The following is a 14555-nucleotide window of genomic DNA, read 5'->3' as shown; positions in this document are numbered from 1 at the left end:
GCAGGTGGAACGTTCGGAGTGGCGCGCTAGGGATCGACTGCAAACTGACCATTCTCAGCCCCTCCCGAACTTTCCAATTTCGACAACGTTGGGGTGGTGTGCGGCCCTATGATTGGGATGTCCTAAGCCCCTAAGCTTTTTCGCCCGCGCCTGCCTGTCAGGTGCGGGTTTCTCTTTAGGCAGCGGGTCGCTGCTCAAGCCATTCGGACAGTTTGCTTTCTGGCCAGGCAACAATCTTGCTGCCAAGGCGAACAGGGCGGGGAAAGTCGCCTTTGGACATGAGATCGTAAATTGTTGAGCGGCTGAGACCAGTGATTTGCTCGACCTCGGTGCGGCGGTAGTGCTTTTCCAACATTGTCGGTGCCTCCTGCATAGAGTTGGACTATGCGGGAATTGTGATGGAAATATCCTAGTTAAAAAGACTGCATGATATCTGAAATTTAGGTGGTATTCGTGTAGGGGAAATAGCAAGGAAACACGCCAATACAGTCAGATTCTTGTGAGTCTTCGCTCCAATCCTGTCGGGATCGACAGATATCACGTCATGATTTACGACCTGGGCTCTGAATTTCGGGATTGTATTGGCCCGCTAGCCACCAATGGTGGCCAAATTCGCGGCCACTCATTTCTGGGAAAAGCCGATCTTTGATCTCATCCTTCGTCGATCGGTGTGCTTCATATTCGCGTAGAATGAGCTCGAAGGGATCCAATTCTTTGACTGTGTCGCTGAGGTGCTTTTTGGCGTCTAATCCCAACCACTCCAACACCTTGTTAAAGTCTTCCTCGCGAAGTAGGACGGGATATCCATTCAATCTCTCTAAACTCTGCAGAGTGCTTGGGGTTTTGCTGCCCCTAGATGATGGATGAGATCGTAGAAAGGTGTGATCTTCACTGATCGGCACACCAGTCATGGAGGCCGCTGCTCGTGCCGCGTCGGTTTCCGCATATCCTAATCTGATCCTGATATCTTCAATTTCAACAGATGATTTTAGCAAGGAGACGTCGATGCATCCTGTGACATAGTTTATTGCCACTTCAGAAGCGCGACCGATACTAATAACGGGATTTTCAAACTCGTCTTGCGATATTGCCTTGGCCAATTCACCTTGTCTAAACATCTCCAAAAAAGAGATGAAATGTCGGCTTCTTCCGTTTGGCATATCCTCCTTTAAAGACATCCAAACTGGAGGCCTTGTAAGAGTTCTCGGGAGCTTAATGAATGGTTCTCGTTCTCCTACGAGCAATACAATTGGAAGTTCCACCGACGTTACGGCCAAGTAAGTTACCAAGTTAGCAGCGACATCTAGCACATGTGATGAACAGCGATTTTTGATTTCGCCCTCTTCTGGGTGTTTTAAACACTGCTCCAAGAGTGAAGCCCGGATAAATAGCTTCAACTTCAGGAATGAGTAGAATCCTTCCGGTGCAAACATCAGCCAATCCTCACAATTTCAGCTTGTTTCTTGGTCACGAAATCCGCCCACCGCTGCATCAGGACGCGGCGCTGATCTAGGTGATCAGTCCGGCGGTAGGCGCGCTCGACTGACCCGCCCACCACGTGGCTCAGGCACGTCTCTGCGACCTCGTGCGGCGTGTTCGTGGTCTCCGCCACCCAATCCCTGAAACTGGATCGGAACCCGTGCGGCCGGGCCTCCATGCCCCGGCGTTTCATCAGCGACGACATGGTCATGTCCGAGATCACACCTCGCCGTGGGCTGGGGAACAGAAAACCGTCACGCGCCGTTTTGCGGGCTTGTTCCAGTATGGACAGGGCCTCGATCGACAAAGGCACCCTGAATTCCTCAGTGGCGCCCTTGCGGCCCTTCATGTCCTCCGCCGGGATTGTCCAGACATCACCGTCAATCTGGTCTTCTTGCATGTAGCGAATTGGGTGTGATCGAACCGCCGTCAGGATTAACATGCGCAAGGCAAGATGGGTTGAGATCTGCGCATCGAGGCTGGAATAGAAGGCCGGGACCTCTTGCCAGGGCAGGGCGGAGATATGCTCTTCCTTGTGGCGCTGCTGGCCCAAGAGCGCACGGGCTTTGTCAGTGGCTTGCAGGTCGACATCAAGGCCAAGTGCGGCCGCGTGCTTCATACACAAGCTCAGGCGGTTCAGCGCCTTTTTGGCTGTCGCTGCTTTGGAATGCCAAATGGGCTTGAGAGTGTCGCGTATGTCGATCTGGTCTATGTCAGAGACGGGCAGGTGCCCGAGGCGTGGCAGGATGTGAAGTTCAAGGGGAGAGAACCACCGCCCAGCCTTTCCATCGCCCTTGAGCTCGGCCTTGCGGGTTTCGAACGTGTCGTGGGCAATGTCTTTGAGGATGTGCAGATTGCGCAGCGCCTCGCGCTTTTCTTTCTCGCGTTGCTTGATCGGGTCCAATCCCTCCTGAACCACAGCGCGCCATTTTTGGGCGGCCTCTCGGGCCGATTTAAGGGATGTATCGGGGTAGGTGCCCAAGCCCATTTCCCGGCGCCGCCCGCCGATCGTGAAGAAAAAAAGCCACTTGCCGCGCGTCACGTCGCGCTTGTGAAGATACAGCCCGCCGCCGTCTCCATACTTGCCCTCGGGTGCGGATTTGATCTGCATCGCACTGAGCTTGTTCGATTCCCTCACGCTCTGGCCCCATTTTCAGCCCCATTTCTATATTTGGTATACCTCGGAACAATGCGGCACAATAGAGAATTATTTTAGCTTGGTAAGTGATTGAAAAATATAAACGCAAAGGCAATAACGGAACTTTCTGGAATTTCTCAGAATAGGTATATGGTGCCGTGTGGGGGCACCACTTTTCAAGAGACTGATGTGAATGGATGCTGGCGTTGGTGACCGGCGGGTTTTTGTGAAAATTGCCATACGCAAGGGCGGTGAAGATCGTCAAATCAGCACTGTGAAATCTGAAACGAACCCACTTTCCCTTCTGTGTGAAAGGACGGGCAAAGGCGAATGCCGACCCGGTTGGCAGGAAGGTTCTATCGGTTCCCTTTGCAAAGGCCCACTTAGCGGCTTTTCAATCAGTTTGGTTGGCAGTAAGAGGTTTCAGATGTCACTGGCCCCGAGGTCTCGGTGACGCGCGGATGTGGCGAAACTGGTAAACGCAAGGGACTTAAAATCCCTCGTCCTAGGACTTGCGGGTTCGATCCCCGCCATCCGCACCACTCACCCCGTCAAACAGGGAAACCCAACTGAGTGATCAGGCGCCAGATGTCGCGGTTCGCGGTCGAGAGCTGCGCGACAATGTCCTCGATCTCCTGAATGGCCTTCTCGTCAACGGTGTCTTCGCGCCCAAGTTTTATGTCTGTCTTTCGATCCGCAATCCGCATCAGGATGGTCTTGGGGTTTCCGCTGTTGGCATCGAACGAGTAGATGCAGTGATTGTACCTGTTGCGGATAAAGGACAGTTTGCTCAGTCGCTGGGTGTGCTCCAGGATCGGATCGCGGATTTCGGCTGGTCGACCTTCCATCTTGGCAAGACGTTCGACCAGATCGATCCGGGCGCGTGTGGTGTTGAGGGTCAGGAAGATGATGACCGCGATATCCTTGTTGGTGCCACTCAGGCCGGCAATCAGGTGGATCAACAGGCTTTCAGTGTTGGTCCACATGTAATTCAACTTGCCGACCAGCAAGATCAGGCGGTCAAAACGGGATTCCAGTGTTTCAGTCAACGGTCTGGCCGTGCGTTTGATCTGCAGTCACTTCGAAATAGAACTGCGCAGCCGCCGTTCTGTTGCTGACACCAATCTTGCCCGCAACATTGTGCATGTGCAGCTTTACCGTGTGTTCGGTAATGCCGAGGTTCGCCGCGATGATCTTGTTGCTTTGACCTTTCGAAACCAATTGCAGTACCTGCTTTTCCCGTCGCGTCAGCCGCGAATAAACCGGATGAGGTTCCCTTGCCTTCGATGTCGGCTCTGCGCGGCTTTCGTTCAGCAGGCGGGGTTTGCTGTGAGGGCGGCGGGGCGCAGAGACGCAATCGGCCAAAAAGCTGGGCAGGTAAAGCTCTTCATGCATCAGCAGTCGCAGGATCGAGCGCCACACATCCGGCGCAACGTTCATCGGCAGGTATCCGATATCTCCGAACTGGGCTCGGTCCCAGGCCTCGAACAAAGTCCGTGCGGCGTCTTCTTTGCGGTATGCAAAAGCAAGGCAGCCTGTCCCGGCGGCCTCGGTATAGGCGCTCGGACGGGCAAGCAGATCATCCAGCATGATCTGATCAACCACCACCACCGTGCCAGCAAGCGATCCCGGCTCAGCTGTCGCTTTCAGATCGGCGACGTCTTCATAGCGGTGCGCGGACACGCCGAACTCCGACTGAACACTTCGTAGAGTTTGATTGGAATAGAAGAGTTCTTTGCCGATGAAGTTAATCGAAAAATCCTCGGAACAAACATTTATTTGGGCAACACTATCCTGCAACGGATTGCTCATAACTTCCCCCTATAAACACACGCCACCAAATCTGTGGCGAAATCGTAAACAAAACGCGGAGCGTAAATTAACGGTAAATTAACTGCTATTGCTTAGTAACTATACCTTAAAGTCTATTTTTCATCAACATTCCGTGTTGTCCTGCCGATAGGGACTAGAACTTTTGTATAGGTCCATCATCGGCCTTCTCGCAAAAGTAGTGCAAAAATATGGTTTTAACCGATTGGCCGAATTTCCGCCGCATTTTCGTGCCTGCGCCCGGCTTTTCCCGATAATCTTCTAAAGTTTGCGATTAAAATCAACTCGATAACCTGTCTAATGCTTTAGGGCAGCTATTCAGGCCGCCTTCCTGCTGCGACCATGATCCTGCTTCAATTTGGGAAGCGAATTTCCTGACGTGCCTGCGAATCGCGCATTTACGCGACTTATCAATTCAGCGGGCAACACATCGGCTTAGCCGGGAAAGGGAGGTGCGAGACGAATTCACTGAACAAGACCGCATCATGCGCGTGTTGCGCTTGAATGCTTAAATTTTGTTTCAACTGCGCCAGTAGCCGTTTTGTAGATGAATGACGGTCGTGCGCTTAAAAAGTGGAATTTTGAAATGGCTAAACGTCAACCGTATAATAATACCGCAATCGGCGAAGTTAATGTCGACAAGGCATATGTTCCGGTCAAAGCAGACGTGGATATCAAGCACGCTGAAATTGATGCTGATGTGAACAAGCAAGACAACGACAACAGCAATGACCAGGATCAGGGCCAGCAACAGGGTCAGCTGCAGGGTCAGAAGACCGACGTTGATAACGCAAACGACGTTGACAACAAGAACGACAACGACGTGAAAAACAACAACGATCAGGGTCAGGATCAAGGCCAGAAGCAAGCCCAGAAAAACGGCGACAATGACAACGACAACTCGAACCAAGTCAATATCGACTTTGGCGGCGGCGAGTGGATTCCGCGCGACGATGATCAGATCGATGTCGATCTGCAAAACGTTGGGTCTGTCGAAGACGTTATCTCTGTTGGCAACGACTTTGACTATGATCCGGGCGACGACCTGAACCTGGACATTTCGCTGGACGGCGAAGGCAACGACATGTTGTCGATCAACAAACAAATGGCTGAGTTGAGTGACGATGACCATCTGGGTAGCGCCAGCGTTTCGAATGATGGTGGTACTTTCACACAGTCAGGTAACGCCCATGGCGGCCATGCCTATGCAGATGAAGGTATCGGATCGCAGGCAGACGGAGGAAACTCCGGTGACGGCGGCTCAACCGAAGGCGGCAAGGCTTTCTCCTTCACCAAAGGCGGTGAGGCCTATGCTGACGGCGGTGAAACCGGCGATGCCGATGCTGACGCATATGCCGGAGACGGTGGCGACTCGGGTGACGCAACGACCTTGGGTCTGAACGTTGGTAAGTCTGACGCAAGCGCCGATGGTGACGGATACGGTGGCGACTCTGGTGATGCGGCCAGCGCATCCGATGCCAGCAACAGCGGTTCGTCCGACGTGTCGGATGTCGACGGCGCCGGTGGTGACGGCGGAACTGCTGCATCGCTGGGCCTGGGTCTGGGTCTGTCGGGCGCTGGCAACAGCGGTCAGTCGACCGGTGGTGACAATGACAGTGTTGCTCTTGCCAAAGGCGGAGCACTTGCTGCCAACGATTCATCGGCTTACGGCGCAGATGGCGGCGACAGCGGTGCCGGCAATATTGGCTTGGCCAAAAACGATGCCGAAAGTGAAGCCGAAGGGAATGAAAACGCTTCGGGTGGCAACATCGGTCTCGGCCTCGCGGGTGCTGGTGCCGGCGGTATCACAGACACCGACGGCGGAACCGGTACTGGTGGTTCTGGTGACGGCGGCGAAGGCAGCGGTGCCATGGGTGATGGCGGCGACGCCAACGGTGGCGGCGGTGACGCCGGCGATGCCAACCAAACTGACGTAGCAGTTGCAGCCAACAAGCAGCTCAACGGTCTGGTCGGTCTGAACAAAGGCGACGCAGATGCCGACAACGGCGGTAGTGACACCAACGATGGTGGTAACGTCAACGCAGGTGGCGGTGACGCGGGCGAAGGCCGCGGCGGCACCGGTACCGGCGGTGACGGTCCTGGCGGTGACGGCGATGGCGGTAACGGCAACGGCGGTAACGTCGATGCTGACGCAGACGCCCAAGGCGTAGGCAATCAGGACGCTACTGGTCCGGTTGTTACCCCGACTGCTGGTGATGTCGACGGTACGGCCCGCAACGACCAGGACGCGGACTCGAAAGCCGGCAACGGTGGAACCAACGATACCGACGGTACTGCAGACGCGGACGGAACCGGTACGGCGACGGCTAATGGCGTCGGCGGCGGCGGTGGCGCACTCGATCAGGATGCGAACTCCACCGGCACCGGTTCTGTAGATGCCGACAACGACGCCGGTTACGGCGGAGATTCCGAAGTATTCGCGAAAGCGGACACTGACGGAAGCGCAGACAGCCTGGCCTCGGCGATCTCGGGTTACGGCGGTGCCGGCAACTCGGACAACGATGCGACTTCGACCGGATACGGCCATTCTGAAGGCACATCCGAGTCGGGCATCGGTGGCGGCGGCGGTGCTGCTCAGGCATTCGGCGGAACCAGCGGTAACGCACACGGGATGGCTGAATCGGGCAACACCTTTGGCGGCGCTGTTGACGGCGGCGATGCATGGGGCGCGAACTCGGGCGCTGGTGGTGCCGGTGGCAACGCTGGAACCTGGGGCTCGAACAACGGTGGCGACGGCATCGTGAACGGCGAGTCGCACGCATCGGCTGCTGCGGTAGTTGACACATCGGCCTTCAACCAGTCGATCGTCATGGGTGCCAACGTTCTTGGCAACGATGTCGATACCACGATGGTTGGCGGTAACATGTCGTCCAGCTACTCCAGCGACGACACCGACGTATAAGCGGAAACAGAGCCCGCTCAGGCGGGCTCTTACCCCTTCCAAGAAAACGCCGGGGCCGCACCAGGCGGCCTCGGCCCAACTGAACCTAACCCGGAAATTTCAGGCCGGGGCGGGGAAAGGAAAACAAAAATGTCTCTCGACAGTATTACGGAACAGATTGCACATTTCGTTGGAACATTTGAGTTAACGACCGAGCAGGCCCGGTGGCGTGATCAGTATGAAGAATTTGTTGCTCTGAGACGGAAAGCGGAACTTGAAGACCTGGAAGATCCGACACGAATTCAAGTTAAAGCACATTTGAAGCTGGACCCGGGTGATTACGACCCGTTGCCTTACAAGTTTTCCGGCGTGAAAGCCGATGTCCCCCCACCACCTGCGATACCTGGCCCGATTGAAGACAGCAGTGTGTCCTTTGGTCCCGAATACGGCCCGGATGCATATTTCCCCGATGCGCAATTTTCGGGCATGACGCAGCTGAACGTAGTGATGAAGCCGGTTTTCGAAACCGAACTGATCGGCTCGGCGGTTACGTATACGTTCCAGAAAATTCACCTGAATGACAACGACACCGTGGGCGAAGGGGACTTCCGCGATGTCGAGGCGCTGATGGCACAGGGTCAAGCTACGCTACAGGTGGCGTTGTCCCTGCATGCGGTGACACCCCCGTCGATCCATATAATGGACTACCAGTCCGGCGAAGCGGTCGAGCTTTTGCTGGATCAGATTTATACGCCCGTGAACGTCGAAATTGACGGTGTCACGGTGCATCAGTTCCTAGGCGAGGGCGCCACGGGCATGATCGTGAACGGCGAGCATGTCGATGAAATGCCTGATTTCCTGGAATTGATCCCAGAGCACCACAAAGCGGACATCGAGGAAGAAGAAGAGGACGAGATTTCCGAGGCGTTGCCCGCCGAGTGGGATCAGTCTGAAGACCCCGATTTCGAGGACGGCCATTCCGTCGTCGCGGGCGGCAATTGGGCCGTCAACGAGGTTTCGGTCTCTGTGGGTTGGGTTGACGCACCCAATATCGTGGTTGGCGGAAACTCGGTGAACCTGACCGTGGTAAGCCAGGTCGCTGTTGTTGTGGACGTCGACGAAGGTGAGGATGGCGTCCAGAGTGAAACGCATGTGGTTCAGGCGTCAGAGATCAGTTCTGAATCGAGTGTTGCCCCCTGGTTGGAAGACAATGTCGCCGACGAGGAAGGCGAAGATCCGATTGTTATGATCGACTGGATCAGCGGCGACCTGTTGGTGACGAACTTTATCAAGCAAGTTATCGACGCCACGGATATCGATCAGATTTCCACTGAAATCACGGCATCGTCCACTGCATATACGTTGGGTGAAAACATCCTGACAAACGTGACCGATATCCTTCAGCTTGGCACTTTCTATGACCTGATCATCATCGGCGGTGACATGATCTCGATCGATGTTGTGAACCAGACCATCGTCTTGATGGACAGTGATGTGGTTCATGGTGCAAGCCCGACCGATGCAGAAGACAATCTGGTGATGAATCAGGTCTCGCTGACGGCCGAGGGTGAAGACACCCACGAAGCGCTGAGCCAGAGCATGGCCAGTACCATCGGTATGCAGGAAGTCGATTCCGATGCGCTCGAGGATGCACTGCTGAACGATCCCATGTATGCCGGAACCGAACTGATCCGGGTTCTCAAGATCGAGGGCGACCTGTTGCAGGTCAACGTGATCGAACAGGTGACCCTGCTGCAGGACGATGACGACGTTTATGTCGAAACCCCCGGTGGGCAAGAAGTTTCTGCCTTGGGTGCCGGCAACGCGCTCCTGAACTCGGCCAATGTGCACAAAATTGGCGTCGACTCTGTCGTTATGGCGCAGGAAGAAGAGTATTCGGAAGTGATGTTGCATCAGGCAAGCCTGATCGACAGCCCGGAAGAGGAAAACAGTGAGTTGGTCAACGAAGCGATCGCGATCCTGATGGAAGAGGTCGATGCAGCAGGCGACGCTGAAAACCAGTCCGGCGCCTCTACTCTGACCTCCTCTGAGATGGCAGCCATCGACGACGGCCTGCAAACTATGCTAGCGTAGTAACCCTGTTTGTTACGAGTGACCTGAAAGTTTTGACATGTCGATTGTTTTTCCGTCGCGCCCGAGTCGATACGCCAGTCCATTGGATCGTAACGGCGGCGGCGTTTCAAAACCGCCTCGCGCGGGCCAGTCTGATAAGAAATCTAAGAAAACCCCCGGATTACGCCTTAGCGAAGAATTACGCATCAGTGATCCGCAAGACGGTAAACGGGAGGCAGTCGCCCAAAGCGATGCGAGCGCCGAAAATACCGTGAAAGCAAAACCAGCTCATCTTCAAGCGAAAGAGGAACCGCAATTGCGCGCCGGACCTCCCCCCCGGCGCAAGCAGCCGCAGCCTGCCGAAGACAGTGACCAACAGGGCAGCGGCGCTGGGGTGGCCGACGCTGAGAGCCCCGATCCCGAACCCGTCAACAAGACGAGCGACCGTATACCCCCCGCGTCGCGCTCGAATGGCGGTGATCGCATGGGCACCACTATCGAGGCCAAAGCAAATGAACCATTGCTGCGCAGCAATTCAGGTGGCGGCGATGGGAAAGGGCCACCCCAAACATTTCACAAACGGACCCCGCCCGAGGATTTTCGCAAAACGCTGCGCACCTCGTTGCGGGCGATCTATCGCAATCTGGCCTTTGTGCTGGTTCTGACCTGCGCGACGAACATCCTGATCCTGGCGATTCCGATCTATCTGTTCCAGATCAGTGACCGTGTTCTGACCAGCCGGTCGCTGGACACGCTGATCATGCTGACGGCCATTGTCGCCGGGGCGGTGATTTTCCAATCGGCCTTTGACGCGGTGCGGCGGTTCATGCTGATGCGAACCGCGGTCGAGGTTGCCGCCCGTCTGGGCGCCCCGATCCTCAGTGCGGCGGCGCATGCCTCGCTGCATGGCAGCGGGCGTGAATATCAAACACTGGGCGATCTTCAACAAGTACGCGGATTTCTGACGTCGGGCACGTTGATTTCCTTCCTTGATGTGCCCTTCGCCCCCTTGTTCATCCTGATGATCTTTCTGGTGCATCCGCAGCTTGGGATGATCGTGATCGTCACGGCCCTGCTGCTGATGACGATCGCATTCATCAACCAGCGCATGACGGCCAAGCCCTTTGCCGAGGCCAACAAGGCGCAATCCATGGCCAACCTGCATCTGGATTCGATGTCGCGAAACAGCCAGATCATCAACGCTCTGGCCATGATCCCCGAGGCCGTGCGCATCTGGGGCCGTGACACCGCGCAATCCTTGACATGGCAGGTTCGGGCGCAGGACCGGAACGTGATTTTCGCCGCCATTTCCCGGGCGGTGCGTTTGCTGACACAAATCACCATTCTGGGCTGGGGCGCGTTTCTGGCGCTGCAGGGCGAGATTACCGGCGGCATGGTCATCGCCGCCTCGATCATCGCAGGCCGTGCTTTTGCTCCGATCGAAGGGTCGATCGAAGGGTGGAACAGTTTCCTGCTGACGCGCGGGGCCTTTGGCCGGATCAATCAGTTGTTGTCCAACTCGGCGCTGCAATTCGAAAAACTGCGCCTGCCGCGCCCCGAAGGGCGACTGGACGTGGAACGCCTGCTTTACGTGCCCGGCGGCACCAAGCGCGTCGTGCTGAACGGGATCAGTTTCTCGCTGAATCCGGGCGAGACGCTGGCAATCATCGGCAATTCCGGTGCGGGCAAAACCACGTTGGGTAAAACGCTGGTTGGGTCGATTCTGCCGACATCGGGCAGTGTCCGCCTTGACCTGATGGATATCCGCAACTGGGATCCGCGTCAGTTTGGCGAAAGTATCGGGTACCTGCCGCAGGACGTGCAGCTGTTCCCCGGCACTATCAAGGACAATATCGGCCGGATGCGCTCGGACGCGACGGATGAGCAAATCCACGACGCCGCCGTTCTGGCCGATGTGCACAACATGATCGCAACGCTGCCGCAGGGCTATGAAACCGTGGTGGCCGCGGACGGCTCACCGCTGTCTGGGGGTCAGAAACAGCGCATCGCGCTGGCACGCGCCTTCTTCGGCAATCCGCGGATGGTGGTGCTGGACGAGCCGAACTCGAACCTGGATGTCGCTGGCGACAAGGCGCTGGCGCGGGCCATCGAGCAGGCCAAGGAAAGCAAAATCACCGTGGTGGTGATCACCCAGAAGCCAACTCTGCTGAACGTGGTCGACAAGATCATGCTGCTGACGGATGGCCGGGTGGCGCTGTTTGGCCATCGTGAACAGGTTCTGCAACAATTGAACGGGCCGCGTAACAATGCGCCCGGCATTCAGAAGCAGTAAGGGGGTGCGATATGAATGAACTGGTACCCGTGAACAACGACCCCAAGGATCCGACGGTCTGGTACGCCGAGGTTCCGCGCTCGATCAATCGTCTGATCGTTGTCGGATTTGTCCTGCTGATTGCGTGCTTTGGCGGCTTTGGCGTCTGGTCCTTCCGTGCGCCTCTGGCGGCTGCGGTGATTGCGCAGGGCAGCTTTGTCGCCACTGGCCGCAACAAGATCGTTCAGCACCTGGAAGGCGGAATCATTCAGGAAATCCAGGTTGTCGAAGGTCAGTCCGTCAAAGCCGGGCAGGTGATGATGACGCTGGACCAGACTTCGGCCGAAGCCAATGAGCGCGAATTGTTCATTCGTAAAATCCGCCTGCAGGCGATGTCGGAACGCCTGAGCGCCGAGTACGGTGAAAAACAACGGCTGGAATTTTCCCAGAGCCTGATCACCGCTTCGGATGATACCGAAGTGATGAGCATCCTTGACGGGCAGAAGATCACCTTCGACTTGTCCCGTAAGACCCTGCTGAACGACATCGCATTGCTGGAACGCAACATGGAAGCTCTGCGCATTCGCTCCAGCGGGTTCCAGGCGCAGTTGGACAGCATGGTGCGTCGGTCGGAAATCCTTCAGGAAGAGTTCGATACCAAGCAGGCGCTTTTCGAAAAAGGGCTGGTGCGCAAGGGCGAGTTGAACACCATTCGCCGGGTTCAGGCCGAAGCCGAAGGCCAGCAGGCGCGGCTAGCGGCCGAGGCGGCTGAAATCAGCCAGATGCTGTTGAAATACGAAGAACAGATTTCCCGTACCCGGGCAGCCTATCGTGAGGCGGCCTTGGACGAGCTGGGCGTGATCGAAGCGGATCTGGAAAGTGTCCGTGAAAAAGCCCGTCAGGCCCGCAGTGTTCTGGACCGCGCGGTCGTGCGGGCTCCGGTGACTGGCACGGTGGTGCGGCTGCACTATCACACGCCCGGTGGTGTGATCGAAACCGGTGAACCCATTGCCGAGATTCTACCCGCAGATGCCCCCCTGATCATCGAAGCGCAAATCCCGCGCACCGAGATCGACAGTGTCGTGACCGGGCAGGACGCCACCGTGCGTCTGATCGCCCTGAACCAGCGGACGACGCCGGTGCTGAACGGTCAGGTGTTCTATCTGTCGGCGGACTCGGTGATCGAGGATTCCGCCGGTGCGCCGCAAGAGGTTTATCTGGCTCGTATCTCACTGGAGCCCGAAGAGATCGAGCGCGTGCGGGGCTTTATCCCGACCCCAGGCATGCCCGCCGAGATCATGATCCAGACCGAAGAGCGCACATTCGCAGCCTATATCGCGAAACCTGTGACAGACAGCATGTCGCGCGCCTTCCGCGAACAGTAACAGGCCGGTCAAAAGACCTGCCTATACCTTCTGCCAAGGAGATTACCCTCCGGTGATAAGTGCCGGAGGGTAAATTTTGATCTTGAGGATCAGGCGTTCAGAAACGCCCGGACGGCGGCTTCGAACTCGCGGGGTTTTTCGGCGTGCAGCCAATGGCCCGCGCCGGGAATTCTCGCGAATTTGGCAGCCGGAAACAGCGCACGGATCAGATCGCGATGCTCGGGCAGGACATACTCCGAGTCTCCACCCGACAGGAACAGGGCCGGGCCGCCCCACGACCCGTCCAGTTCCGGAAAGCCCATGATCTTTGGCATCTCTGCCGCCAGAACATCGAGGTTCAGCAGCCAGCGTTTTCCCTTGATATCAAGCGATTGCGTAAAAAAGCTCTGCAATGCCGGTTCGACGCCCTGATCGGCCAGCTGTTGCGCCGCGTCCGAGCGCCGTTCGATCGCCGAGAAATCGACGGCGCGCATGGCCTTGATGAACTGGATCTGGCTGTGCGTGTAGGTCACCGGTGCGATATCGGCCACCACCAGCTTTCGCAGCAGATGCCCATGTTGCAGGGCCAGCGTCATCGCCGCCTTGCCGCCCATCGAGTGACCCACCACGTCGGCCTTGCCGCCGAAATGTTCTATCACCTCGGCCAGATCATTGGCCAATTCGGGATAGCTGTGCTGATCGGTCCACATGCTGTAGGCGTGGTTGCGCATGTCGACGGCGACAACCTGCCGCTCATCCGCCAGACGCCGGGCAATCACGCCCCAGTTCCGGGCTGAACCATATAGCCCATGGGCAATCAGCAAAGGTGGGTTCGCGGTCGGTTCGCCATGTATGATCGTGTTCAGCATGCGGCTGTGATACCCGCCGCGATCCGAAACAACCAGCCCCATTGTCGCCTTCGCCTATGGGGGTTAAGTTGGCAGCTTCGGAGGCCCCGCCATGTCGGAAAGCACAGATATCCAAAGCCAGATTGCGCAAACGGTTCAGTTGTTGCGCAAGAAACTGGGTGTACGGGACAAGACGCTGGCGGACTCGATCCGCAAGGCCAAACGGCTGCTGCCCCGCCGCATTTACAAACAGGCGTTGATGCTGGCAAATGCTGAACCGATGGCGGCCCATCCCAAGCTGCGGCTGGTGTTGGATACCCCCAAACTCGTGCGCGCATCAGAAGAGGTTCAGGCCCATCTGAGCGGGATAAATCGGGCCGACCGGCGGCTGGGGTGGTTTCTGGGAATGCTGGGCGGGCTGGCGTTCAACCTGCTGGCCCTGTTTGTGCTGCTGATCGTTTTTCTGCGATGGCAGGGGTTCATCTGACCTGCGGCAAAAAAGAACGGCGCCCATAAGGCGCCGCTCGGGTCTTTGATTCTAAACCCACTTACAGGTTAGGATAGATCGGGAATTTGGCGCAGAGGTCTGCGACCTCGGCTTTGACCTTGGCTTCGACTTCGCCGTTGCCGTCCTCGCCATTGGCGGCCA

At 56.8% G+C, this 14555-nt stretch carries 11 protein-coding genes and 1 tRNA gene; 6 read left to right on the top strand and 6 right to left on the bottom strand.

Annotated features, from left to right (window positions below):
• Positions 1–175: 175 nt before the first annotated feature.
• From ACR0NT_RS11410 to ACR0NT_RS11400, 3 genes are all read right to left on the bottom strand, one after another.
• Positions 176–355, bottom strand: a complete 180-nt coding sequence (locus ACR0NT_RS11410) for a helix-turn-helix transcriptional regulator (RefSeq protein WP_170672142.1) — start codon at positions 353–355, stop codon at positions 176–178.
• A gap of 187 nt (positions 356–542) precedes the next feature.
• Positions 543–1433 (bottom strand): hypothetical protein, encoded by an 891-nt coding sequence (locus ACR0NT_RS11405; RefSeq protein WP_170672140.1) that lies wholly within the window; start codon positions 1431–1433, stop codon positions 543–545.
• Positions 1433–2617 carry a tyrosine-type recombinase/integrase gene (locus ACR0NT_RS11400; protein WP_480443099.1) on the bottom strand — a complete coding sequence of 395 codons (1185 nt, stop codon included), beginning with the start codon at positions 2615–2617 and terminating at the stop codon, positions 1433–1435. The genes ACR0NT_RS11405 and ACR0NT_RS11400 overlap by 1 nt, the downstream gene beginning before the upstream one ends.
• 457 nt (positions 2618–3074) lie before the next feature.
• Here ACR0NT_RS11400 and ACR0NT_RS11395 point away from each other — a divergent pair.
• A tRNA-Leu gene (locus ACR0NT_RS11395) sits at positions 3075–3159 on the top strand.
• 9 nt (positions 3160–3168) lie between these two features.
• Here ACR0NT_RS11395 and ACR0NT_RS11390 read toward each other — a convergent pair.
• Together ACR0NT_RS11390 and ACR0NT_RS11385 are read right to left on the bottom strand one after the other, a co-directional pair.
• Positions 3169–3666 (bottom strand): hypothetical protein, encoded by a 498-nt coding sequence (locus ACR0NT_RS11390; protein ID WP_170445072.1) that lies wholly within the window; start codon positions 3664–3666, stop codon positions 3169–3171.
• Positions 3659–4300: a response regulator transcription factor gene (locus ACR0NT_RS11385; protein ID WP_170672138.1), complete on the bottom strand. Its 642-nt coding sequence runs from the start codon at positions 4298–4300 to the stop codon at positions 3659–3661. Before ACR0NT_RS11385 ends, ACR0NT_RS11390 begins: the two co-directional genes overlap by 8 nt.
• A 733-nt stretch (positions 4301–5033) precedes the next feature.
• Between ACR0NT_RS11385 and ACR0NT_RS11380 the strand changes: the two genes are divergently transcribed.
• From ACR0NT_RS11380 to ACR0NT_RS11365, 4 genes are all read left to right on the top strand, one after another.
• Complete coding sequence (locus tag ACR0NT_RS11380) at positions 5034–7370, top strand: MSCRAMM family protein (protein WP_170445064.1); 2337 nt, start codon at positions 5034–5036, stop codon at positions 7368–7370.
• A 405-nt stretch (positions 7371–7775) separates the two neighbouring features.
• Positions 7776–9443, top strand: coding sequence for a type I secretion protein (locus ACR0NT_RS11375; RefSeq protein WP_480443097.1), 1668 nt, complete (start codon positions 7776–7778; stop codon positions 9441–9443).
• Positions 9444–9480: 37 nt separating this feature from the next.
• Positions 9481–11715 (top strand): type I secretion system permease/ATPase, encoded by a 2235-nt coding sequence (locus tag ACR0NT_RS11370; protein ID WP_170445058.1) that lies wholly within the window; start codon positions 9481–9483, stop codon positions 11713–11715.
• An 11-nt stretch (positions 11716–11726) separates the two neighbouring features.
• Complete coding sequence (locus ACR0NT_RS11365; RefSeq protein ID WP_170445054.1) at positions 11727–13079, top strand: HlyD family type I secretion periplasmic adaptor subunit; 1353 nt, start codon at positions 11727–11729, stop codon at positions 13077–13079.
• Positions 13080–13168: 89 nt separating this feature from the next.
• Here the strand turns inward: ACR0NT_RS11365 and ACR0NT_RS11360 are convergent, their stop codons facing one another.
• Positions 13169–13969, bottom strand: coding sequence for an alpha/beta fold hydrolase (locus ACR0NT_RS11360; protein WP_480443096.1), 801 nt, complete (start codon positions 13967–13969; stop codon positions 13169–13171).
• Between the two features lie 49 nt (positions 13970–14018).
• Here ACR0NT_RS11360 and ACR0NT_RS11355 point away from each other — a divergent pair, with 49 nt between their 5' ends.
• Positions 14019–14393 (top strand): hypothetical protein, encoded by a 375-nt coding sequence (locus tag ACR0NT_RS11355; protein WP_170445051.1) that lies wholly within the window; start codon positions 14019–14021, stop codon positions 14391–14393.
• Positions 14394–14555: the final 162 nt, after the last annotated feature.

Source organism: Ruegeria sp. AB10 (assembly GCF_056542745.1).
The sequence above is the reverse complement of the archived record's forward strand: the minus strand, read 5'-3'. Positions and strand labels throughout refer to the sequence as shown.

Excerpts from the sequence above, each read along its gene's own strand:
- ACR0NT_RS11410 (WP_170672142.1), bottom strand. The coding sequence starts at position 355 with ATGTTGGAAAAGCACTACCGCCGCACCGAGGTCGAGCAAATCACTGGT.
- ACR0NT_RS11405 (WP_170672140.1), bottom strand. The coding sequence starts at position 1,433 with ATGTTTGCACCGGAAGGATTCTACTCATTCCTGAAGTTGAAGCTATTT.
- ACR0NT_RS11380 (WP_170445064.1), top strand. The coding sequence starts at position 5,034 with ATGGCTAAACGTCAACCGTATAATAATACCGCAATCGGCGAAGTTAAT.
- ACR0NT_RS11370 (WP_170445058.1), top strand. The coding sequence starts at position 9,481 with ATGTCGATTGTTTTTCCGTCGCGCCCGAGTCGATACGCCAGTCCATTG.
- ACR0NT_RS11365 (WP_170445054.1), top strand. The coding sequence starts at position 11,727 with ATGAATGAACTGGTACCCGTGAACAACGACCCCAAGGATCCGACGGTC.
- ACR0NT_RS11360 (WP_480443096.1), bottom strand. The coding sequence starts at position 13,969 with ATGGGGCTGGTTGTTTCGGATCGCGGCGGGTATCACAGCCGCATGCTG.
- ACR0NT_RS11355 (WP_170445051.1), top strand. The coding sequence starts at position 14,019 with ATGTCGGAAAGCACAGATATCCAAAGCCAGATTGCGCAAACGGTTCAG.